This is a genomic window from Bacillus sp. B1-WWTP-T-0.5-Post-4, from assembly GCF_009183795.1.
GTDB lineage: Bacteria > Bacillota > Bacilli > Bacillales > Bacillaceae_G > Bacillus_A > Bacillus_A cereus.
This window is the reverse complement of sequence record NZ_WEIJ01000002.1, coordinates 783,823-806,037: the sequence shown is the minus strand read 5'-3', so window position 1 is coordinate 806,037 and position 22,215 is coordinate 783,823. Positions and strand designations below refer to the sequence as shown.

Here is a 22,215-nt window from a genome sequence, read left to right as displayed (position 1 = left end):
CTTGAAAATGGTAACGGAAAAAACGTTAAGAACTTGTGAACAGGGACACGAGTACTATAAAAGTAGCGATTGTCCAACTTGCCCAGTCTGTGAGAAAGAGAGAAAACCAAAAGAAGGTTTTTTCTCTCTTCTTTCAGCGCCAGCAAGAAGGGCATTAGAGCACCGTGGAATTCAAACTGTAGAAGAACTCTCAAAATATAGTGAAAAAGAAATTTTAAAACTTCATGGTATGGGACCTGCGTCTTTGCCGAAGCTTAGGAAGGCTTTGGAGGAGAGTGGGTTATCATTTAAATAAAATAGTGCCTCTTCACTACTTACTTGTTTATACCACTATTTGTGGACAGTCAAGCTCTTGCTTATTAAAATTTCATTTTAATAATTTTGAATTAGATAAAAGAAAAAAGTAGGAGAATATCTCCTACTTTTTTTACGCTGTTCCAATCTGATCTTGATCTGCCACATCAGAATCAAATGTATTCGTTGCACTAACACCGTTAAACGTATTCACGACAAATCCAACATTGGAAGCTCCGGACCCATTATAAGCTTTCGTGTTTTCTTTCGGAGAAACGTTATAAAAATCTCCTAAATTGAAAGAACCGTTACTGTTTTGAACGACGAGATTTCCAACAACAGAAGGCATATCCATCCACCTACTTTACTAAACTTTGTAATTACTATATGAATTATTGTGCGGAAGGTTCATCTGTAATATATTGGCGGATTTGCATAATACGAGAGTTATTAAAAACATAATCAACATTTCCAATTTGAAATCCACCAGAGTTTAAAAGTGTGCGCAATTCAACGTTATTCACTTCAATAAAAGGGCATTCATTTACAATATTTAATTTTACATCTGTCGTTCGTTTTGGAATTGTAATGTGTTCATCTGTAAAGATTTCAAAAGCATCAAAGCGACCTTCTCCCCGTATATAAAAAGGAATTTCACGGTGGACGGCAATAGCTCTACTTTTTAATTCCATTTGGTTTGCATCTCCAACTTGAAATACAGCAGCAATCCCTAAAGAAATAATAGAAACATTTTGGACAATAGACACATGATGCAACATAATTTCTCAGTCTCCTTAACCTGGAGTAGGAGGGACATCTGTTACTAATGGTACAAATGGACCCTCTGTAACTGTTTCAAATGGTGTATCGAGAATAGAAGATAGAATGAGGAGATTTGCATCTCCAATTAAAAAGAGTGCGGACGACGATACACCGTTCATTTTAATCTGTCCGACTTTTAACTCACGGTTTACAACGTTAAGGTTCATACCTACTTACTCCTTTCGGAAATTTCCCGGTATGTGCTGAATAAAGGAGAGAAAGGCTTTGTCAATATCTTGTTTCATTGCCTGAATAATGATATCTCGTAAATAATCTGGATCTGTTGAAATACCTTCATATGATTGCGCTTGTGATAAATAATAAGGGAGTCGATGCTCCATCTGTTTTTTTATGTCATCCACCATCATTTGTCGATACATTTCATCAAGCGGTGTTCTCTCTTCTTGTTCAAAATGGAGAATACGATTATATGCTTCTTCATCTAAGTATCGATGCATTTCTTGGAGGATACCTTGATAAAAGTCTGGGTTTGTTTCGGTTTCAGGGTTTACCTTCAATGTTTCTGTATCCACTTGAAAATCTTCAATTTGTTGTCCTTTTGCTGAAAATGGGTTTAAACCAATATTTAAAGTACCATTTAAATTTTCGACTTTTAATTGATCGAATTTGTATTCCACTTTTCCTACAGAAGAGGAGGGGCGATTTTTTAATTCGTTAAGCTCTTCTTGGAGTTGGCGCACTTGATCTTCTAAATTCAGGATGGCTGCTTGTTGTGTTTGAAGAGCTTGTTGAAGTTGGTGTAAGTAAGTATATATATCTTGATTCATTTGTGAAACCTCCTTTTCAATAGGGAGGGTAAAAATATTCCTGCTATATATTTATGACAAGGATGTCTTAAGAAGAACTAGTTGATGGTTTGATAGAAATAATTTGTCCTTTTGCCTGTAATGGGCGAAGCGGTTCCGTAAATCCGCCCGTATTTGAAAATTTAGATAGGGCTTTAATACTTCCGGCAGTACCAATTTGGAACACAGAAGAGGTTGTAATGCTATCAATTTTAATACTGTTGATGATGATACTTTGGTTTACATAAAAATTCAATGCAATTGCCTCCTTTAAGTTGAGCCAATTATCGCTTGATCGATTACATCTGAATCGTTGACAGTCGTTGCACTTTGATAATTGTAGACAGAAACATTATCTCCAACGTTGAAAGAGCCGGCCCCGGCGAAAGCACGTGAGTAACTAATAGGCCTAATCGCAAATACATCTCCAATATGAAAAATACCACTTGATCCAATATTGACGATACGAATATGTCCGACCATAGCTGGCATACAAAACACCCTTCGTTTTTAAAATTTTCTTTTCTACTATTGTATGGGCGTTTCCAATAAAATGTGTATTTTTTTGAAATAAAAGAAACACACGCATTATTGCGTGTGTGTTTTGAACGTTTGATTAGGGTGTAAATCCGTATGTACATGACAAATTACATTTAAGAGCCTGTCCAGTTCTTGGCTACAATCCACTGTTTTTTGAGAAGTCATTCCATAGCGTTCAGCAAAATAAATCATTTTTTCACGTTTTTTTTCAATCGCTTGCTCAAACATTGAAATCGGCTCCATCTCTAAATGAAATTTTTAGTATATATGTAGTACATATTATACAAAAACTTCATAAAAAAGAAATGCATTCGCTAAAAAAAGTAAAATTTCTACATTTTATGCCAAATGATAAAGGGGTAACGAATAGGGGATGAGAAGAATATTGTAAAAATTAGCGTGCATGAGAAGGTTTTTTTCTTGCGGATGCGAATACAATTAAAGGGTATGAGTTTTAGGATGGAGAGTGGAAATATTGCGTTTTGTAACGGCGAAGAAAGAAGAAAAGGTATTTGTAGGTATTGTAGATGAAGAAGAAGAAAAGGTATTACACTTAAGAGAAGCGCAAAGACAAAAAGGGGAAAAGGTTACAATCCCTATTACAATGTTAGAGTGTATTGAAAGAGGGACTGAATGCTTTGAGAAAGTATGTGAAATTGTAAATTGGGCAAAAGAGAACGGGGAAGCGGCGTATTATCCGTTAACAGAGGTGAAAATATTAGCGCCGATTCCAAGGCCAAGAAAGAATATTTTGTGTGTTGGAAAAAACTATCGTGAGCATGCGGTAGAAATGGGCGGAGTAGAGTCTATTCCAGAAAATATAATGATCTTTACGAAAGCGCCAACAACAGTTATTGGCATAAATGAGCAAATTAATGGTCACCCTCATGCAACGGACGAACTAGATTACGAAGGAGAATTAGCTATCATTATTGGTAAGCGAGGGAAGCAAATAAAAAAAGAAAAAGCGCTTGAGCATGTTTTTGGTTATACGATTATCAATGATGTAACAGCTCGAGACATTCAAAGAAAACATAAACAGTTTTTCCTTGGGAAAAGCTTCGATACATTTTGTCCGATGGGACCGTATTTAATTCATAAATCGGTGGTTAATGCGCCGAATGCATTACACATTGAAACGGTAGTAAATGGAGAAGTAAGGCAAACTTCTAACACAAATAAAATGATTTTTTCAATAGAAGAAATTATTTCAACGATAAGTAAAGGAATGACTTTAGAACCAGGCGATATTATCGCAACAGGAACGCCGGCTGGTGTCGGAAAAGGTTTTACACCACCGAAGTTTTTACATGCTGGTGATGAAGTGGTCATTACAGTAGAAGGAATTGGTACTTTACGAAATGTAGTGAAATAAAGAAAAGAGCTATCTTGTTAAAAGATAGCTCTTTTTTATGGCCTTGGGTTATAGAGGTAATCGATAACGGCAAAAGTGTAAAGACCAATGAATGCAAGTGTACAAATGCCAAATAGTATAACCGTAAGTGCGCTTTTTTCTCGTCCAAAACCAATGATAGTAAGAATAACAGCAGTCCAAAATGATGCTTTCAGTAGTGTGAGTGTAGTAGGAGTTGAGTAATGAAGCCATGTTGTGGAAAGTAGGAAACCAAAGAATGTAACTAAAATAAAAGCTGTAGCTAAATAGTTAATATGTTTACCATATCTTAATAGCATGTCGCACCTCCTTTACGATTTTAAAATACAGAAAATTACAATTTCATCTTAATATAAATGAATATAAAAAGAAAGAGGTTGTCCCAACATGTCGGACAACCTCTCTATCATTACGATAATACAGCTTTAATTTTTTGGAATGCCCACTCTAAATCTTCTTCAGAGATTACTAGAGGTGGTGCGATACGAATTACATTTTCGTGTGTTTCTTTACATAATAGACCAGCTGCTTTTAGTTGTTCACAGTAAGGACGAGCTGGCTCGTTTAATTCGATACCGATGAATAAACCTTTACCACGAACTTCAGTGATCATTGGGTTATCAATCTCTTTTAATTGCCCAACTAATTTTTCACCTAATTGAAGAGAACGCTCTGTTAATTTTTCTTCTTCTAACACTTCAAGAGCCGCGATAGAAACAGCACATGCAAGTGGATTACCACCGAATGTAGAACCGTGAGAACCTGGTTCAAATACACCTAAAATGTCGCGGTTTGCTGCTACGCAAGAGATCGGGAACACACCGCCGCCAAGTGCTTTACCAAGTATGTACATGTCAGGAGTTACATTGTCCCAGTCACAAGCAAATACTTTACCAGTACGGCCTAAGCCAGTTTGGATTTCATCTGCTACAAATAAAACGTTTTCTTTTTTACATACTTCAAAAGCTTCTTTTAAGTAACCAGCTGGTGGGATATTAATTCCTGCTTCACCTTGAATTGGCTCTAAAATGAATGCTGCTGTGTTTGGTGTAATTGCGGCTTTTAATGCTTCTAAATCACCGTAAGGAATTACAACGATGCCAGGAAGCATTGGACCGAATCCACGCTTGTACTCTTCATTTGAAGACATAGAAACAGAACCCATTGTACGTCCGTGGAAGTTATCTTCACAAACGATGATTTCAGCACGGTTTGCTTCTACTTTCTTCACATCATAAGCCCAGCGACGAACTGTTTTAATTGCAGTTTCAACAGCTTCAGCACCTGTATTCATTGGAAGTACCATTTCTTTATTAGTTAGTTTCGCAACTTTTTCGTACCAAGGACCTAATTGATCGCTATGGAAAGCACGAGAAGTTAACGTAACACGATTAGCTTGGTCAATTAAAGCGTTAATAATTTTCGGGTGACGATGACCTTGGTTTACTGCAGAATATGCACTTAATAAGTCCATATAGCGGTTTCCTTCAGGATCTTCTACCCAAACACCTTCTGCTTTAGAAATAACGATTGGAAGTGGGTGATAGTTATTTGCTCCGTATGTGTCTGTAAGTTCGATAATATCCTTAGTTTGAATCATGATTGTTCCCCCTTTTGTTATTACAAGAAGTTTGTAAATACTCTAAATATTATAGCATTTAAATGTAAAAAAGCGAAACATTTCCTGAAAATAAATGAACATGTTATCATATAGAGTGAAAAAGTGTGAAAAGAGGAGGTAAGGGATACGATGGTACATATGCATATTACAGCATGGGCGTTAGGTTTAATTTTATTCTTCGTTGCGTATTCACTTTATTCAGCAGGAAGAAAAGGGAAAGGTGTACATATGGGGCTTCGCCTAATGTATATCATTATTATTGTGACAGGCTTCATGTTGTACATGAGTATTGTGAAGACAGCAACAGGTAGCATGCACATGTGGTATGGCTTAAAAATGTTAGCTGGTATTTTAGTTATCGGTGGAATGGAAATGGTTCTTGTGAAAATGAGCAAAAACAAACCAACAGGGGCGGTTTGGGGCTTATTTATTGTTGCGCTAGTAGCAGTATTTTACCTTGGGCTGAAATTACCGATTGGCTGGAAAGTATTCTAATAAAAAATAAAGCCACCTTATAATCTCAAAGACTTGGGAGATTATAAGGTGGTTTTTTACTTTATCCCGTAAACATCAGATTGGTGAAGGTTAATAATCAGTGGGCTACCCCACTGATTAAAGTTTCACTTTATGTCGCATCGATATGCAACTCTTCTCCATTTACTTTCGTAAAACGGAACATATTTTTATTTGACGTAGTGTGACGGACGAAATGGTGCTGCAGTGTACAGATCATTTCTTCGTTATCAAACAAAAGAATATTTACTCCTTCGCGTGACTCCTCTTGCGGTAAGAAAGATAAATAATTATGACAATACATGCAATCATATAAAGAGTAGTGAAGTGATTGCAATGATTCGGTTAATAATGTGAAGACAGAGTCAGGTAATTCCTCCAGCCATTCATTATAGCTAAGAAGTAACTTTTTTCGAATACGTATCATTTCACCATTTTGCAAATGGTGTTGCTCGTTGGCGATTTGTAATACATCTTGTTCATAGAAACGGGCTGGTAGCCAATTGTTATTATACAAAATTTCAAACCCATCTTCGGCAATATCTTCTAATAAAAACGCTTCATCATTTTCATCATCAAAGAATACCCACTCATTGTTTATATATTCTACATTACCGACTGTATGAGCACGGGGCTGATTATATAAAATATGTTTACGTTGTATCATACACGATTTCTCCTTTATGAAAAGTAGTTATTCCTGTTATAGACAGTTCGTGCGTTCTTTATAACTAGACACATCTAGACATAGGTGGGCATACAATAAAACACGTTTTACTGAGTGAGAATGCTATTCCATATGTGGATAGTAGGTTATCGTCAAGTTTTTCATTTTTTTGATCCGCACTCTTAGGGTGGGGATTACTGCACGTTCAAGAAAAGAAATAAGATGGAAGGATGATTTATATGTGCGGGATTACAGGATGGGTGGATTATAAACGCTCATTAGAAGGAGAAAGAGATGTCGTTACGAAGATGGCTGAGACGTTAGCGAAACGGGGGCCGGATGATAATAAAGTTTGGATTAAAGGAAATGTCGCATTTGGGCATAAGCGGTTAATCGTTGTGGATCCTGAGGGCGGTAAACAGCCGATGACTTGTTTAAAAGATGAAACGAATTACGCCATTTGCTATAACGGTGAACTTTATAACACAGAAGACATTCGAAAGGAATTATTAAGAAGAGGATATACGTTCAAAGGTCATTCTGATACAGAAGTATTATTAGCTTCTTATATTGAATGGAAAGAAGAATGTGTCGATCATTTAAACGGTATATATGCGTTTGCAGTATGGGACGAACAGAAAGAACAAGTATTTATTGCGAGAGATCGATTAGGTGTAAAGCCACTTTTTTATAAATATGATAGCGGACGCTTACTATTTGGTTCGGAGTTAAAAGCGATATTGTCGCATCCAGATGTGAAGGCGGAAGTAACGTTAGAAGGATTATCAGAAATATTCGGGCTCGGACCGTCAAGAACGCCTGGCCACGGTATTTATGCTGGTATAAAAGAATTGCGTCCAGGTCATGCGATGACATTTTCAAAGAACGGTTTATGTATATGGAGATATTGGAATGTAGAAAGTAAAAAACATGAAGACTCTTTTGAAGAAACAGTAGAGAAAACGCGCTTTTTATTACAAGATGCTATTACAAGACAGCTTGTTTCTGATGTACCACTATGTACTTTTTTATCGGGTGGTGTAGATTCGAGCGCTATTACAGCTATTGCAGCGAAAGAATATGAGAGATCGGGAAAAGGGCAATTACACACGTATTCTATTGATTACGAAGATAATGACAAATACTTTAAAGCGAATGCATTCCAGCCGAATTCAGATGCTCCGTTTATTAATTTAATGACTGAGACATTTCAAACAACCCATCATCGCTGCGTCATTTCGAATGAAAAATTAGCAGAGTATTTAACTGAAGCAGTACTCGTTCGTGATTTGCCTGGTATGGCAGATATCGATTCGTCATTATTATGGTTTTGCCGAGAAATTAAACAAGATTTTGTCGTTGGCTTATCTGGAGAATGTGCAGATGAAATATTTGGTGGATATCCGTGGTTTTATAGAGAAGATGATTTACAATCGAGTGCATTTCCGTGGATGCGTTCTACAGAGGCACGTGAACAACTTCTAAAAAAAGAATGGAGAAATAAATTAAATTTACAACAATATGTACAAAGGCGCTATGAAGAGTCGATTCAAGAAGTTCCTATTTTAGAGGGGGAAAGTCCGCTAGAAGCAAAAAGACGCCAATTATTTTATTTAAATATGGTATGGTTTATGACAACATTATTAGACAGAAAAGACCGCATGAGTATGGGAGCGAGCTTAGAAGTACGTGTTCCATTTGCAGATCATCGTCTTGTCGAATATGCGTGGAATATTCCTTGGGAAATGAAAATGTATAAAAACCGCGAAAAAGGTCTATTACGTAAAGCGTTAGAAGGTGTACTTCCACATGACATCTTATATAGAAAGAAGAGTCCTTATCCGAAAACGCACAATCCGCACTATACAAAAGCAGTAACAGTATGGCTTCAAAATCTATTAACGGATAAAGGTTCAATTTTACACGAACTGTTTGATAAAGAGCAGTTGAGCGGATTAATTCAGTCTGGCGGCAGTGCATTTCAAACACCATGGTTTGGTCAATTGATGACTGGGCCACAGCTTTTAGCTCATTTAGCACAAATTCACGTTTGGTTTAAAGAATATGGGGTAAATATTAAGGAATAAGGGAAAAGCGGCTTACAATTATGTAAGTCGCTTTTTATTAAAGAAATTTTCATATAAAATTCAAAATCACCTTATAAATAATATTTAATTAGAATTATTATTTTGACGTATTTATTATTACTTGTTATAATTGGAAACGAATGTTCTGAAAAGTATTCTCGTTTATAAAATTGAGGTGTTATATAGATGACAAAGAAAAAAATAGGTTTACTCGTAATGGCGTATGGAACACCAGAATCATTAGACGATGTAGAGGCATATTATACACATATCCGTCACGGGCGTACGCCATCAGAAGAAGCGCTTGAAGATTTAATTGGCCGCTATAAAGCGATTGGTGGAATTTCGCCGCTTGCAAAAATTACGAAAGAACAGGCGCATAAATTAACAGATTCAATGAATAACATATTTACAGAGTATCAATTTACTTGTTACTTAGGTTTAAAACATATTGCACCATTTATAGAAGATGCGGTAGAAGAAATGAAGCGTGATGGGATCGAGCAAGCGATTAGTATCGTATTAGCGCCACATTACTCTACATTTAGCATTAAAGCGTATAATGACCGTGCTATTCGTCTTTCAAAAGAAATCGGTGGTCCTGTTATTGAACCAATTGAACAATGGTACGATGAACCGAAGTTTATTTCGTATTGGGCAGACCAAATAAAAGAGACGTTTACTAATATTATAAATAAAGAGAAAGCAGTCGTAATTTTTTCAGCGCATAGTTTGCCAGAAAAAATTATTGCAGCAGGAGACCCTTATGTAGAACAACTAAAGCATACGGCAGATTTAATTGCAGAAGCTGCAAATATTCAAAACTATACAATCGGTTGGCAAAGTGCTGGGAATACTCCAGATCCGTGGATTGGTCCAGATGTGCAAGATTTAACGAAAGATTTATATGAAGAGCATGGGTACGAATCTTTCATATATTGCCCAGTTGGTTTTGTAGCGGAGCATTTAGAAGTTTTATATGACAACGATTATGAATGTAAAGTTGTAACTGATGAATTAAATGCCAAATATTTTAGACCAAATATGCCGAATGCACAATCAGCATTTATCGACTGTTTGGCTGAAATTGTTTCCAAAAAAGTGAAGGAAATAGTTGACAAAGATTTAGTTTTGAATAATAATTAATTTATAATAATTTTAAATAAATAATAATTACTACGAAATAAAGAGGAGGATCCCCCTAGATGAATCCAAATAATCGCTTAACAACAAACCAAGGTGCTCCAGTTGGAGACAACCAAAATTCTCGTACAGCTGGTCGTCGTGGACCAGTATTATTAGAAGACTATCATTTAGTAGAAAAACTTGCACACTTTGATCGTGAACGTATTCCAGAGCGCGTTGTGCATGCACGTGGTGCAGGTGCTCACGGTGTATTCGTAACGAAAAATAGTATGAAGCAATATACGAAAGCGGCATTTTTACAAAATGAAGGAACTGAAACGCCTGTATTTGTTCGTTTTTCAACGGTTATTCATGGTCAAGGTTCTCCTGAAACAGCACGTGACCCACGTGGGTTCGCTGTTAAATTTTATACAGAAGAAGGAAACTACGATATCGTAGGTAATCATTTACCAGTTTTCTTCATTCGTGATGCAATTAAATTCCCAGATATGGTACATTCCTTAAAACCAGCACCTGATACGAATATTCAAACGCCAGATCGTTATTGGGATTTCATGACGTTAAGTCCAGAATCTACACATATGATGACATGGGTATTTTCTGATTACGGTACACCAGCAAGCTATCGTGAAATGGAGGGTTTTGGCGTCCATTCATTTAAATGGATTAATGAAGAAGGTAAAATTGTTTATATAAAATACCACTGGAAACCACAGCAAGGTGTACGTAACCTAAATGCGAAAGAAGTGCAAGAAGTACAAGGGAAAGACTTCAATCATGCAACTCGTGACTTGTTCGATGCAATCGAAAAAGGAAATCACCCAAAATGGGATTTACACGTACAAGTTATGCAATTAGATGAAATGGACTCTTTAGACTTTGATCCACTAGATCCAACGAAAGTGTGGCCAGAAGATCGCTTCCCATTAATGGAAGTAGGGACAATGACGTTAAATCGTAATCCGAAAAACTTCTTTGCAGAAGTAGAACAAGTAGCGTTCTCTCCAAGTGCAACTGTAAATGGTATTGAGCCATCGGAAGATAAATTATTACAAGGTCGTTTATTCTCTTACCCAGATACACAACGTTATCGTCTTGGGGCAAATTACTTACAAATTCCTGTAAACTGCCCATACGCAGCTGTTCATAACCAACAACGTGATGGTGCGATGCAAGTAAATCAAAACCCATCTACAATCAACTACGAACCGAGCCGTCATGCTGAAAATCCAGTTGAAGACCCAGCTTACCGCGATTCAACTATGAAAGTAGAAGGCTATGTATCTCGTGAAAAAATTGAGAAACCAAATGACTTTAAACAAGCAGGTGAGCGTTACCGTTCATTCTCTAAAGAAGAGCAAGATAACTTAATTGCAAACTTAACAAATGACTTGAAAGACGTAAATGAACGCACAAAATTATTAGCTGTTTGTAACTTCTTCCGTGCAGATCAAGAATACGGTATGCGTTTAGCGCAGGCATTAAATGTTGATATTACGCAATATGTAGGAAATGCTCCGAAATAAATAGGAAAAGACGACCGGGCTTCGGTCGTCTTTTTTGTATAAAGTTATGTGGGGTATTTCGCATGTAAAACATGTCGGAATTTGTTGGTAAATCGATATGTTGTGTCGAACCGTTGATATATTGAAAGAAACAATCGATATATTTGAAAAATCGTTGATATATCCAAAAAACCGTTAATATATTTCCAGTTATACTAGGTGGGGTATGTTGCCCGGTACGCAAAAAAGAGATGCAATCTATCATCGATAGATTGCATCTCTTTTTTAGTTCACTCGCTCAGTATACTCATAAGCTTTCTCCCCATGCATCGAAATATCAAGTCCCATATGTTCCTCGTGCTCATCTACCCGGACAGGGAGGAAGAAGTTGATTGCTTTAATAATGGCATACGTCATTATAATTGTGAACGCATATGTTGCGCCGATCGCTACAAGTTGTTTCAACAGCAGCGAGGCGTTTCCGTAAAATAATCCGTTAGCGCCATCGCCGTTTACGGCAGTAGTTGCAAATAATCCTGTCGCAATACCGCCCCAAGTTCCACCGATGCCGTGACATCCGAATGCATCGAGTGTATCGTCGTATCCGAATTTTGTTTTTAAGAAAAAGACCGCTCCGAAGCATAATACGCCGCCAATTGCTCCGATAAGAAGAGCTGAGAAAGGTGTAACGAACCCGCAAGCTGGTGTAATAGCGACTAGACCGGAAACGGCGCCACAAGCAGCTCCCATCGCAGTCGGTTTTGATTGGAAGAACCACTCTGAAAGCATCCAAGTTAATGCTGAGGCAGCAGCAGCTATATTTGTATTAATAAATGCAGTTAAAGCTACATCATTTAAAGATAATGCGCTTCCGACGTTAAAACCGAACCAGCCAAACCATAATAATCCTGCGCCTAACATTGTAAATGGCAAATGGTGAGGAGAAGAACCATTTATGTTTTTTCGTTTTCCAAGGAAAATAGCTAATACAAGACCAGCAACTCCGGAAGTGATGTGAACGACGTTTCCGCCAGCGAAGTCTAGTGCACCAAGTTCCCTTAGCCACCCGCCGACGCCCCATACCCAATGAGCGACAGGATTGTAAACAATCGTTGTCCATAGAAGGATAAAAATAAGAAAGGCAGAAAATCGCATTCTTTCAGCAAATGCACCTGAAATTAAAGCTGGAGTTAAAATGGCGAACATGAGTTGAAACATCATGAATAAATTGTGAGGAATAGTAGATGAGTAGTCTGGATTTGGTGCGTAGGTAACTCCGTTTAGACCGAACCAATCAAGTGTACCGATAAGCCCGTGCCAATCTGGTCCGAATGATAAAGAATAGCCGATAACAATCCATTGAATCGAAACGATAGCCATTGCACTATAACTATGCATCGTTGTACTGAGTACATTTTTGCTGCGAACCATACCTCCATAAAAAAGTGCCAATCCTGGTGTCATCAACATGACCATTACTGTCGTCACAAACATAAAAACTGTATCTCCCATATTCATGAGCTCTCCTCCTGTAATGTTAGAAAAAATAACATCGTTTTGTTATGTTTCATATCATATTCGAAAAGGAACTAAAAATCAACTAAAAATTCAGAAAAATATATACATGATGTTAGAAAATGTAACATAGATTATTTTGTGAGGATTGAAATCGACATATGCGTTTCTCTCGGATAATTGGTATAATATTCTTACAATTAAAAACTTGGGGGATGCGTGTGGGAAAAATACGGACTAGGAAACTATTCATTTGTTTTTGCTTAGCTTTTGTTTTGTTTGTACCAATACATACTTTTGCAGACGAAAAAAGAGAGTGGAAAGATGAAGTTATATACTCCATTATGATTGATCGCTTCAATAATGGAGAACCGAAAAATGACAAACAATTAGAAGTTGGTAATTTAGAAGGGTATCAAGGCGGGGATATAAGAGGAATTATAAAAAGGTTGGATTACATAAAAGAAATGGGTTTTACTACCGTTATGCTTTCGCCGCTTTTTGAAAGTGGAAAGTACGATGGATTAGACGTGCGAAATTTTAAAAAGGTAAATGAACATTTCGGGACAGACAATGATGTGAAAGAACTTGTAAAAGAAGCTCATGCAAAAGGAATGAAAGTTGTATTTCAATTTCCGCTTGGAGAAAACGAACGACAGGTAATTGACGCAATGAAATGGTGGATAAAAGAAGTTGATTTAGACGGAAGTTATGTTATACATAGTGAAAAAAAGCCGCGTTCCTTTTGGGATAACGCGCAAAAAGATATGCAAGTGATAAAGAAAGATTTTCGTATTATGACAAAGGAGGATAGCGAATACAACGAAAAAATAGTAGAATCGTTTTCCGAAGCGGATGTATCGGTGAAATCGTTATACGATGTGAGTAAAAAAGAAGGGGACTTTGTTACGTTTTTAGATGATCAAGAAACAAAAAGATATGCGCGTATTGCAAAAGAAAATATGTATTATCCACCATCACGTTTAAAGTTGGCGCTTACTTATTTGTTAACATCACCTGGGATTCCGAATTTTTATTACGGAACTGAAATTGCATTAGATGGAGGAAGTGTACCCGATAATAGACGATTAATGGATTTTAAGTCAGACGAAAAGTTTATGCAACACATAACAAAACTAGGTGAACTTAGGCAGGCGAGACCGTCTTTACGACGCGGTACGTTTGAGCTTCTGTATGATAAGAGCGGGATGAGTATACTAAAACGAAAATATAAAGATGAAGTAACTTTAGTAGCAATTAATAATACGAAAGAAACACAAAAAGTCTCCTTACCTGCAAGTGAAATTGGTGAAAAACAAGAGTTAAGAGGATTGTTAGAGGATGAAATTATAAGAGAGGAAAACGGAAAATTTTATCTCGTTTTAAAGCGTGAAGAATCAAACGTGTATAAAGTTAACGGAGAAACAGGTGTGAATTGGTTATTTATCTCCTTAATCGTTGGTGTGAATGTATTATTTATTGCGTTTCTAATTGCAGTTAAAAGGAAACGTAGATGAGATGAGAAGTTACTCACTCTATGCTCATGTCTTCTTATTGGATTTGTAAGTTTGTTCGGTGGGGCCAGGTTAGGGAGAAAGTCTTCTTCCTAGCCTGTTTTTGTGTCCATACGGATAGAGAAAGACCTTTGAAACAATAATTGCAACTATATTAATTTTACATTACATTAAAAGTTAGAGAATACTCTTATACTAATATAGTGCTAAATAGTAGGTGGGAAAATGGAGTTTTACGATTTGGGTATTACCATTAAAGAGCTTAGAATTAAAAAAAATATATCACAATCCGAATTATGTCATGGAATATGTTCACAAAGTCAAATTAGCAAAATAGAAAAAGGTGTGATTTATCCATCTAGTATATTATTATATCAATTATCAGAAAGACTTGGTATTGACCCAAATAATATATTTGCATTAACTCAAAACAAAAAAATAAAATATGTAGAAAATGTAAAATGCGTAATAAAAGATTGCTTAAAGCAAAAACAATATAATGAACTTTATGAAATCGTGAAAAAAGAGAAAGATGAAAAGAATTTCCAGGCAAAAGAAGATAAACAATTTCTCCTATGGCATGAAGCGATTGCTATATTTGAGGTGAACAGATCCATAAAAACTGCTTTAAAGCTTTTAAATAATGCATTAAAACTAACTTTAACCAATGTTGATTTTTTATCAGAAAGAGAAATAGATATTATGCAGACAATGTCTATATTTTATGCGGAAAATAAAGAATATGATAAAAGTATTACTATATTAAGAAGGTGTTTAACTAATTTTAATAAGTTAGATTTCCCGAGAGATAAAGCGATTAAATTAAAAATCATTTTTAATTTAGCGAAATGTTTAGGTATGACCTATCAATATGAAGAGGCGGTAAAATACATTGATAAAGGAATCAAATTAGCTATTAATCTAAATACTTTATACTTATTAGGTGAACTTTACTATTTAAAGGGATGGAATTTATTAAGATTTAAACAACAGAATGAAGAAGATATTGCAAATAACATGAAAAAAGCATTATTTATATTTGAACTAACAGAAAAAGAAAATCTGATAAGAATGGTTAAAGAAAAATATTTTGAAAACCAAACTGAAAACCCCCACTTATAATTCATTTGGAAATCACTTGAAATATAATAAAACCTACAGGGAAAATCCCTGTAGGTTCTAAACTTCTAAACTTTCTTCTAAAATATTAAGTGTTTAATATAAATTTTTGAATAAGAGTTTACTTAGTGTACTTTTTATTTTGAAGTCTGCATCTTTATTAACCATTTATGCTTCTTTTTAACTCCATCCAAATATAATTAAAATTAAGATGTTTCAAGTCGGAGGAAGGCACTTTGAGGTGTCTTTTTTTTATGACCTTTATCATTAACTATTTAATGTTTTTTTAAATGATTACATGACATAGTTTTTTTGTACCAAGCTTTGTTGATACAGTTAGACTTATCCGTTAGTGTATTTGTATTATTAGAACATCCTACAGTATTTAGGGAGAATGTGGCCAATAAAAACCATAGTATTAATTTCTTCATATAACCACTTCTAACTCTTTTTTTATTAACATTTTTTAAGTTCCTTATTAATTTTACATTACATTAAAGGTTGGGAAATATTCTTATACTCATAAATTGTTACGTTTTGGCGGGGGGAGGAATTATGAGTTACAGCGATTTTTAAGATGACTTTGGTCTAGGGTGTAGTTACTAAGAAAAGTAATTCAAATCGAAGGGGGAAACGTCTTGAGGTGTCTTTTTCTTATTTTCAATAAGGTCTGCTAAATACATGTATAAAACAAATTCTACAATAAGGCCTAGTTTAATCATACGGTCACTTGTAAAGTATACGTATGGTTAGACCCTATTCACTTAGCAATTTTCACCGCATATACCTTTTTCTATAGTTTGATCTCGTAATATTGTCTCTACAAGACAAAAAAGAAAACTCCTCTAATTAAGAGGAGTTTTCTTTTTAGCGGTAGTTAATGAACTGTACGTCGATTGGTAAATCAGCGCTACGAACAGCTGCGATTACTGCTTGTAAGTCATCACGGCTTTTTGCTGTAACACGTACTTGATCATCTTGTACTTGTGTTTTTACTTTTAATTTCATTTCTTTAATGATGTTGTTAATTTTTTTCGCGTTATCTTTATCGATACCTTGTTGAAGTGTTGCGCGTTGGCGAACAGTGTTGCCAGTTGCAGCTTCAACTTTTCCGTAATCTAAGTTCTTAATTGGAACGTTACGTTTTACAAGTTTAGAGATAAGAACGTCTTTTACTTGCTCTAATTTAAACTCGTCATCAGAAGTTAAAACAAGTACTTCTTTTTCTAATTTAATATCACTTTTACTTCCTTTAAAGTCATATCGGTTTTGGATTTCTTTTAATGCGATATTAATTGCGTTTGTTACTTCAGGTAATTCTACTTTCGAAACGATGTCAAAAGAACTATCTTTTGCCATAGTTAGCACCTCCAAATAAATTTCTAATCTTGTTATGTACTGTACATACTAAAGTATAGCTGAAAACGAGTCTAGACTTAAGTGTTTTCGTACTTATATTCATGTAACCTCATTTTATTATAGTGAATTTTGGGCAGTTGGACAAATACAGGAAAAATCATGTTATAATTAACTTTTGTTTGGAATGATAAAAAAGATAATTTTATATATATAGAAGGGAATTAAAAAATATGTATTTGCAAATAGGATCGATTGAACAGGTAACTGTTTTACGCGAAACGGAAATCGGATATATGGTTGGGAATGAAGAAGAAGAAATTTTCCTACATAAAAACGAAGTAGCTGGAGAAATTGAAGAAGGCGATACGATTGATGTATTCTTATACCTTGATCACCAAAATCGTATTTCAGCAACAATGAAGGAACCAATTATTACAACTTATGATTGGAACTGGGTAAAGGTTGTAGAAGTTATTCCTAGTTTAGGTGTGTTTGTTGATATTGGTGTGTCAAAAGATATACTAATTCCAGCTGATGAGTTCCCGATTTATATGCCGGTATGGCCAGAAGTAGGCGACGAATTATATTGTACGTTAAAATTAACGAATCGTGATCGTTTAATCGCTCTTCCAGCGAGAGACAGTGATATGCAAGAAATTATCGTAGATGCAACGCCATCTATGCGTAATAAAAATGTAAATGGACGTGTATATCGTTCGCTTCAAGTAGGTTCATTCGTTTTAACAGATGAACATTTCCGTGCTTTCTTACACCATACAGAAAGAAAAGAACAAGTCCGCATCGGTCAGCGTGTAACAGGACGTATTATTGACGTCAAAGATGACGGTACAATTAACATTTCACTTCTTCCTCGTAAAGAAGAAGGAATGGAAGACGATGCTGCAGTAATTTATGCATATATGGAAGAACGAGGCGGAGCAATGCCGTTTTGGGATAAGAGCCATCCAGAAGATATTAAAGAACGCTTTAACATGAGTAAAGCTGCATTTAAGCGCGCACTTGGTAAGTTGATGAAAGAAGAAAAGGTTTACCAAGAAGAAGGTTGGACTTACTTTAAGAAATAAGATGAAAGATTAAAAAGCACACCCTTATCTAAAAAGATAAGGGTGTGCTTTTTTTAATTTCCTTGCGGAGAAACAAGAGTAAATGTATCTTTCAAATCACTATCATTTATTTTAATATTTGCCTTTTTTAATTCCTCTTGTAACAATTTTTTGCTGAATACACGATCAGCAGTACGTTCTTCCTCTAAGTTTTTGCGAATAGAGTTTTTTACCTCATCGTAAGGTTTTAAATCTTTTTTATCAGTTAATTTAATAACGTGATAACCGTTTGATGATTTTACGGGATTGCTAATTTGTCCAACATTTAGTTTGTAGGCAGCCATTTCGAATTCAGGAGCCATTGTACCTGAATTGAAGTATCCAAGGTCTCCGCCTTTATCTTTTGATAGCAGATCTTGTGATTCTTGTTTTGCTAATTCTTCAAATGAAGCACCAGCATCTAGTTTACTCTTTATTTCTTTCGCTTCATTTTCGTCACTTACTAATATGTGACTCGCTTTAATTTCTGGCTTATAGTGGTCTTTTACGTCTTTTTCTGTAATACTTTTCTTAATCGCTTCATTCATAGCAAGTTTGAACTTAATTTGATTTTTGAAATCCTCTTCATCTTTTAAACCATTATTTTCTAATACTTTTTTGAATTGATCTCCATATTGTTTTTTTACTTTTTCTACTTCTTTATTTACCTCTTCATCAGGTACTTTATATTTTTTTGTGATGACGTCTTGTGCCATCATTTCGTATAGCATGTCTTTTCCGTAACGATCTTTCAATTGTTTTTCGAAGTTATCCTTTGTAATGGTGGAGTCTGTTGCTGTAGCGACTGTAGCTGAGCCATTCTTTTGTCCGCAAGCAGATAGCATCAATATACTTATTAGTGCAGTAATAATGAAAATATGTTTCCCTCTCATGCCAACACCTCATCCGAATATGTTATCGCTATTGTAGAATATAGAAGTGAACATGAAGTGAATTTTTAATGTTTTTTTCCTTTAAAATGTAAAAAAGTACATCAACATAATTGTTGATGTACGATGGAATCAAAGGTGATCGGTCTTTTTAGAGTATGCACGTTTACCTTGCTGAATATTTTTTTGCTCTTGCTCATTTTTTTGTGTGCGTTTTGCGTTATTATCGCGTGCTTTTTTGTCGTTATCACTCGTATGTGGCATATGTATCAACTCCATTTCTAAACGTTGTACGTTTATCATTTCCTTTTTCGTAAAGACTATGTATAGCGGTGCATTTATGAAGGGTAAAGGTGGATTCGAAATGGATTTGAAGTTGAATTATACTGAACTTATAAAGAAGTTAATCGTTGTAATCATCGCAGGTTTATTAAACGCGATTGGGATGAATTTATTTTTAACGCCAGCAAAAGTGTATGCGAGCGGCTTTGCTGGATTGTCTCAATTATTATCACAAATATTAGGTGATTTTTTATCGATTCACATATCTACGGGAGTATTGTTTAGCTTATTTAATATTCCTGTCGTTATTTTAGCGTGGAAAAAGGTTGGAAAGGCCTTCACCTTTTTTAGTTTTCTTTGTGTTATATTTATGACTTTGTTTTTAGAAATCATCCCTGTTAGAGCGGTTTCGAATGATATCATATTAAATGCGATTTTTGGCGGGATTATTTCGGCAATTGGAGTAGGGATTGCTTTAAAGTGGGGTGCTTCTACAGGTGGATTAGATATTATCGCCATGATTTTATCAAAAATAAAAGATAAGCCTGTCGGTACATACTTTTTCTTTTTTAATGCAATTATCATTATCGCTGCTGGCTATGTATATGGATGGGAAAAAGCGTTATATACGTTAGTTACTTTATATGTATCAACGAGAATTATTGATGCAATTCATACTCGTCATGTAAAGATTACAGCATTAATTGTTACGAAGAATGGGACAGATGTAAGAAAGGCGATTCACTCACGATTAGTAAGAGGGATTACAACGATACCAGCAACAGGTGCTTATACGAATGAAAATAAAGAAATGTTAATGATGGTTATTACTCGTTATGAGTTATACGAATTAGAGAGGATTATTAAACAAGTGGACCCAGGTGCATTTACAAATATACTGCAAACAGTTGGTGTGTTCGGATTGTTTCGGAAAGATTAAAGAGGACCGAAGTTGGTCCTCTTTTTTAATGTAAATTCGTAATGTTTTGCAATTGCTCTTGCATTTCACGGAGCTGAACTTTTTCAGCAGTTGAAGAGTTTGCGTAAGCGGATTGCAAAGCATTTTTTGCTCTATACACGAGATCTTGTTGCTCAGTACCGCTTGAACAAGATACGGCATTTTCAACAGCATCTCTAGCTTGTTGGAATAGTAAGTTCCCCATTTAAACCCCTCCAAAAGAAGAGTTACTTCTTGCTTTTTCTGCCTCAGCTAATGTACCTCTGTACGGGAATCTTGCATCATGCTTCATAACAGCATCGGCTCCTTGTTGGATAAAACGTTTTGATTTGTTCTTTTTACCCATTCGAAAAACCCCCTTTATTTAGCTGAAAACAATCGACGCGATGTCTCATGCGTCTACTTATAGTATGGACATTTGGCAGGAAACTATAAGTAGGGAATTTTTAGATTACAACCCAAGAACCTCTTCTAAATATAAAGCAATACCATCTTCTTCGTTCGTTAACGTCGTATGGTTTGCAAGTGATTTTAATTCAGGGATGGCATTTCCCATTGCGATACCGTGACCAGCAAATTCAATCATTTCAAAATCATTATCTTCATCACCGAAAGCGATAATGCGCTCTTGTGGAATGTTGTAATGACTAGAAATTTTTTGTAATCCAACTGCTTTATTTAACCCGCTTTTCACAATTTCAATAATCGGCCAAGGTGCGCCCCATTTTCTATGGTCGATTACTTCCGCATGCATATCCGTTAAATGTTGACGAATTGCAGTAGAATGCTCGTCATGTGCGTCAATTAATAAGCAAGTTGGATGATCGTTTAAAATATTTAATAAGTCTCCCGTAAAAATCTTAGGAGAGCCGAATTCGAAAATATGTTTTTTATCTTCATCAATTTCACGAACATACACATCGTCCATTACTTCCGCGTATATATTTTTTACGCCAAAATCAAAGCAAGCTCGGACAATTTCTTGCGCTGTTGCTAGCTCAAGAGGAGAGTGATGTGTTCCCCAGTTTGAATCAAGAGGATGATGTACGTAAGCGCCGTTAAAGTTTACGATCGGTGTGTTAAGATCAAGTTCTTTATAGTAATCATAACTAGCACGGAATGGACGTCCTGTTGAAATAACGACAATATGTCCCTGTTCCTTTGCTTTTGCAATTGTATGTTTCGTTCGAGTGGAAATTATTTTGTTGTCTGTTAATAAAGTGCCGTCTAAGTCTAATGCGATTAAATGTTGTTTGTTCATAATTTCACCTCTTATAATAATTTTTTTGTATCTATCTGTATTTCCGTTTTTAATATGCAGAAATAAGAGGTTAGACTCGGTGAAATCACCATAGATGGAAATTTCACTATATATCCATCTTACGTCTCAAAGTGCTGTGGTGTCTACTATTTATCGTTGGAAATTAAGAAAAGTCAACATCTTTTTAGAAAGTTCAAACAATGTTTCTTTCATTATGTACAAATTGTGAAAAGGGTTACATTGCTCGTGTGATGAGGCATATAATGAACATGTAATCTTCTCGTATATGTTTGACTCTCCTTTGAAACTAGCCTAGAGTAGGTTGGTTTCTTTTTTTTCTACAAGTAGGAAAGAAATCCCTGCTTACGCTTGTGTCATTCATATATATGTACAAGAATGAGATGTAGTACTGTTTCCTAAACATGACAGAAAAGCTTTCTTTTAAAATGGATATACTAATGAGGCAAGACGTCATGGAAGGAGAATGAAGATGGGACAAAATCGCAGGTTTCGTTCTGGACAAAAAGCGCCGAATGATGGCATTTACGTAGAAATTGGTGAAACGGGAAGTATGGTGAAAGATCCGCAAATGGTGAAATTAACTGCCGGTGAAAAGTTTCCGGATAACACGAATCATAACCGCCAGTGGACATATAAAAGAAAACCGTAACAGAAGCCGCAATCATTATTGCGGCTTTTTTGTCGTTACACATTGTAATTTCATTTACCGTATTTTTTAGCAGTATAATGAATGCTCTCTTTTTCTTTTTCAAATAATAAGTTTGAAAATACATAGGCAAAATTATTGTATAAAAAAGTC

General features: G+C 35.6%; 28 protein-coding genes. 11 read left to right on the top strand and 17 right to left on the bottom strand.

All coding sequences use genetic code 11. The annotated features are described in order from the left end of the window. Positions 1 to 7 precede the first annotated feature (7 nt). The gene (locus GBN91_RS09820; protein WP_152121417.1) at positions 8 to 295 is read left to right on the top strand and encodes an RNA polymerase alpha subunit C-terminal domain-containing protein; all 288 of its coding nucleotides are present in this window, start codon (positions 8 to 10) and stop codon (positions 293 to 295) included. A 132-nt stretch (positions 296 to 427) separates the two neighbouring features. Here GBN91_RS09820 and gerPF read toward each other — a convergent pair whose 3' ends face one another. From gerPF to GBN91_RS09785, 7 genes are all read right to left on the bottom strand, one after another. After that, positions 428 to 643: a spore germination protein GerPF gene (gerPF, locus tag GBN91_RS09815; RefSeq protein ID WP_001141566.1), complete on the bottom strand. Its 216-nt coding sequence runs from the start codon at positions 641 to 643 to the stop codon at positions 428 to 430. Between the two features lie 43 nt (positions 644 to 686). Then, entirely contained in the window at positions 687 to 1,073 is a 387-nt protein-coding gene (locus tag GBN91_RS09810) for a spore germination protein GerPE (protein WP_152121416.1), read from the bottom strand. A gap of 15 nt (positions 1,074 to 1,088) precedes the next feature. Next, entirely contained in the window at positions 1,089 to 1,283 is a 195-nt protein-coding gene (gene gerPD / locus GBN91_RS09805; RefSeq protein WP_001052807.1) for a spore germination protein GerPD, read from the bottom strand. Positions 1,284 to 1,289: 6 nt separating this feature from the next. Then, positions 1,290 to 1,904 (bottom strand): spore germination protein GerPC, encoded by a 615-nt coding sequence (gene gerPC / locus GBN91_RS09800; protein WP_001070760.1) that lies wholly within the window; start codon positions 1,902 to 1,904, stop codon positions 1,290 to 1,292. 67 nt (positions 1,905 to 1,971) lie between these two features. Beyond that, positions 1,972 to 2,178 (bottom strand): spore germination protein GerPB, encoded by a 207-nt coding sequence (gene gerPB, locus GBN91_RS09795; RefSeq protein WP_001012508.1) that lies wholly within the window; start codon positions 2,176 to 2,178, stop codon positions 1,972 to 1,974. Positions 2,179 to 2,192: 14 nt separating this feature from the next. Further along, positions 2,193 to 2,414: a spore germination protein GerPA gene (gene gerPA / locus GBN91_RS09790; protein ID WP_001111187.1), complete on the bottom strand. Its 222-nt coding sequence runs from the start codon at positions 2,412 to 2,414 to the stop codon at positions 2,193 to 2,195. Between the two features lie 96 nt (positions 2,415 to 2,510). Next, the gene (locus GBN91_RS09785) at positions 2,511 to 2,690 is read right to left on the bottom strand and encodes an aspartyl-phosphate phosphatase Spo0E family protein (RefSeq protein ID WP_000462841.1); all 180 of its coding nucleotides are present in this window, start codon (positions 2,688 to 2,690) and stop codon (positions 2,511 to 2,513) included. A gap of 247 nt (positions 2,691 to 2,937) precedes the next feature. Between GBN91_RS09785 and GBN91_RS09780 the strand changes: the two genes are divergently transcribed. Beyond that, the gene (locus GBN91_RS09780; protein ID WP_001213071.1) at positions 2,938 to 3,837 is read left to right on the top strand and encodes a fumarylacetoacetate hydrolase family protein; all 900 of its coding nucleotides are present in this window, start codon (positions 2,938 to 2,940) and stop codon (positions 3,835 to 3,837) included. Between the two features lie 35 nt (positions 3,838 to 3,872). On the opposite strand, the gene GBN91_RS09775 is transcribed toward GBN91_RS09780, so the two are convergent. Both GBN91_RS09775 and rocD read right to left on the bottom strand, forming a co-directional pair. Beyond that, complete coding sequence (locus GBN91_RS09775) at positions 3,873 to 4,154, bottom strand: hypothetical protein (RefSeq protein ID WP_000926857.1); 282 nt, start codon at positions 4,152 to 4,154, stop codon at positions 3,873 to 3,875. Between the two features lie 110 nt (positions 4,155 to 4,264). After that, positions 4,265 to 5,455, bottom strand: a complete 1,191-nt coding sequence (gene rocD, locus GBN91_RS09770; protein WP_000616658.1) for an ornithine aminotransferase — start codon at positions 5,453 to 5,455, stop codon at positions 4,265 to 4,267. Between the two features lie 150 nt (positions 5,456 to 5,605). Between rocD and GBN91_RS09765 the strand changes: the two genes are divergently transcribed. Further along, on the top strand, positions 5,606 to 5,971 hold the full coding sequence (locus GBN91_RS09765) for a YisL family protein (protein WP_000233494.1): 366 nt from the start codon (positions 5,606 to 5,608) through the stop codon (positions 5,969 to 5,971). A gap of 130 nt (positions 5,972 to 6,101) precedes the next feature. On the opposite strand, the gene GBN91_RS09760 is transcribed toward GBN91_RS09765, so the two are convergent. After that, positions 6,102 to 6,656 (bottom strand): DUF2777 domain-containing protein, encoded by a 555-nt coding sequence (locus GBN91_RS09760; protein ID WP_000616046.1) that lies wholly within the window; start codon positions 6,654 to 6,656, stop codon positions 6,102 to 6,104. A gap of 239 nt (positions 6,657 to 6,895) precedes the next feature. Between GBN91_RS09760 and asnB the strand changes: the two genes are divergently transcribed. From asnB to katB, 3 genes are all read left to right on the top strand, one after another. Then, positions 6,896 to 8,743, top strand: coding sequence for an asparagine synthase (glutamine-hydrolyzing) (gene asnB / locus GBN91_RS09755; RefSeq protein ID WP_016122095.1), 1,848 nt, complete (start codon positions 6,896 to 6,898; stop codon positions 8,741 to 8,743). Between the two features lie 186 nt (positions 8,744 to 8,929). After that, positions 8,930 to 9,889 (top strand): ferrochelatase, encoded by a 960-nt coding sequence (hemH, locus tag GBN91_RS09750; protein WP_000162629.1) that lies wholly within the window; start codon positions 8,930 to 8,932, stop codon positions 9,887 to 9,889. Positions 9,890 to 9,948: 59 nt separating this feature from the next. Next, the gene (gene katB, locus GBN91_RS09745) at positions 9,949 to 11,415 is read left to right on the top strand and encodes a catalase KatB (protein ID WP_001069179.1); all 1,467 of its coding nucleotides are present in this window, start codon (positions 9,949 to 9,951) and stop codon (positions 11,413 to 11,415) included. 264 nt (positions 11,416 to 11,679) lie between these two features. Here the strand turns inward: katB and GBN91_RS09740 are convergent, their stop codons facing one another. Then, positions 11,680 to 12,912 carry an ammonium transporter gene (locus GBN91_RS09740; RefSeq protein WP_001055855.1) on the bottom strand — a complete coding sequence of 411 codons (1,233 nt, stop codon included), beginning with the start codon at positions 12,910 to 12,912 and terminating at the stop codon, positions 11,680 to 11,682. Positions 12,913 to 13,070: 158 nt separating this feature from the next. On the opposite strand from GBN91_RS09740, the gene GBN91_RS09735 reads away from it, so the two are divergent. Both GBN91_RS09735 and GBN91_RS09730 read left to right on the top strand, forming a co-directional pair. Further along, a complete protein-coding gene (locus tag GBN91_RS09735; protein WP_152121415.1) occupies positions 13,071 to 14,426 on the top strand; it encodes an alpha-amylase family glycosyl hydrolase in 1,356 nt (451 codons plus the stop codon). 222 nt (positions 14,427 to 14,648) lie between these two features. Further along, positions 14,649 to 15,545: a helix-turn-helix domain-containing protein gene (locus tag GBN91_RS09730; RefSeq protein ID WP_152121414.1), complete on the top strand. Its 897-nt coding sequence runs from the start codon at positions 14,649 to 14,651 to the stop codon at positions 15,543 to 15,545. Positions 15,546 to 16,409: 864 nt separating this feature from the next. On the opposite strand, the gene GBN91_RS09725 is transcribed toward GBN91_RS09730, so the two are convergent. Continuing rightward, entirely contained in the window at positions 16,410 to 16,901 is a 492-nt protein-coding gene (locus tag GBN91_RS09725) for a YajQ family cyclic di-GMP-binding protein (protein WP_001040149.1), read from the bottom strand. A gap of 230 nt (positions 16,902 to 17,131) precedes the next feature. Between GBN91_RS09725 and GBN91_RS09720 the strand changes: the two genes are divergently transcribed. Then, complete coding sequence (locus GBN91_RS09720; RefSeq protein ID WP_000281262.1) at positions 17,132 to 17,986, top strand: CvfB family protein; 855 nt, start codon at positions 17,132 to 17,134, stop codon at positions 17,984 to 17,986. A gap of 53 nt (positions 17,987 to 18,039) precedes the next feature. Here the strand turns inward: GBN91_RS09720 and prsA are convergent, their stop codons facing one another. Beyond that, complete coding sequence (gene prsA / locus GBN91_RS09715; RefSeq protein WP_063535875.1) at positions 18,040 to 18,897, bottom strand: peptidylprolyl isomerase PrsA; 858 nt, start codon at positions 18,895 to 18,897, stop codon at positions 18,040 to 18,042. A gap of 129 nt (positions 18,898 to 19,026) precedes the next feature. Next, positions 19,027 to 19,158, bottom strand: coding sequence for a DUF3941 domain-containing protein (locus GBN91_RS09710; RefSeq protein ID WP_001120851.1), 132 nt, complete (start codon positions 19,156 to 19,158; stop codon positions 19,027 to 19,029). 100 nt (positions 19,159 to 19,258) lie between these two features. Between GBN91_RS09710 and GBN91_RS09705 the strand changes: the two genes are divergently transcribed. Next, positions 19,259 to 20,116 (top strand): YitT family protein, encoded by an 858-nt coding sequence (locus GBN91_RS09705; RefSeq protein WP_000364437.1) that lies wholly within the window; start codon positions 19,259 to 19,261, stop codon positions 20,114 to 20,116. Positions 20,117 to 20,141: 25 nt separating this feature from the next. On the opposite strand, the gene GBN91_RS09700 is transcribed toward GBN91_RS09705, so the two are convergent. From GBN91_RS09700 to GBN91_RS09690, 3 genes are all read right to left on the bottom strand, one after another. Beyond that, positions 20,142 to 20,339 (bottom strand): DUF3813 domain-containing protein, encoded by a 198-nt coding sequence (locus GBN91_RS09700; RefSeq protein WP_000527407.1) that lies wholly within the window; start codon positions 20,337 to 20,339, stop codon positions 20,142 to 20,144. Then, on the bottom strand, positions 20,340 to 20,480 hold the full coding sequence (locus GBN91_RS09695) for a hypothetical protein (RefSeq protein ID WP_000516816.1): 141 nt from the start codon (positions 20,478 to 20,480) through the stop codon (positions 20,340 to 20,342). It lies immediately after the preceding gene. Between the two features lie 105 nt (positions 20,481 to 20,585). Next, positions 20,586 to 21,395 (bottom strand): Cof-type HAD-IIB family hydrolase, encoded by an 810-nt coding sequence (locus GBN91_RS09690; RefSeq protein ID WP_001041232.1) that lies wholly within the window; start codon positions 21,393 to 21,395, stop codon positions 20,586 to 20,588. A gap of 490 nt (positions 21,396 to 21,885) precedes the next feature. Here GBN91_RS09690 and GBN91_RS09685 point away from each other — a divergent pair, with 490 nt between their 5' ends. Further along, complete coding sequence (locus GBN91_RS09685) at positions 21,886 to 22,065, top strand: YjzC family protein (protein ID WP_000531421.1); 180 nt, start codon at positions 21,886 to 21,888, stop codon at positions 22,063 to 22,065. Positions 22,066 to 22,215 lie beyond the last annotated feature (150 nt).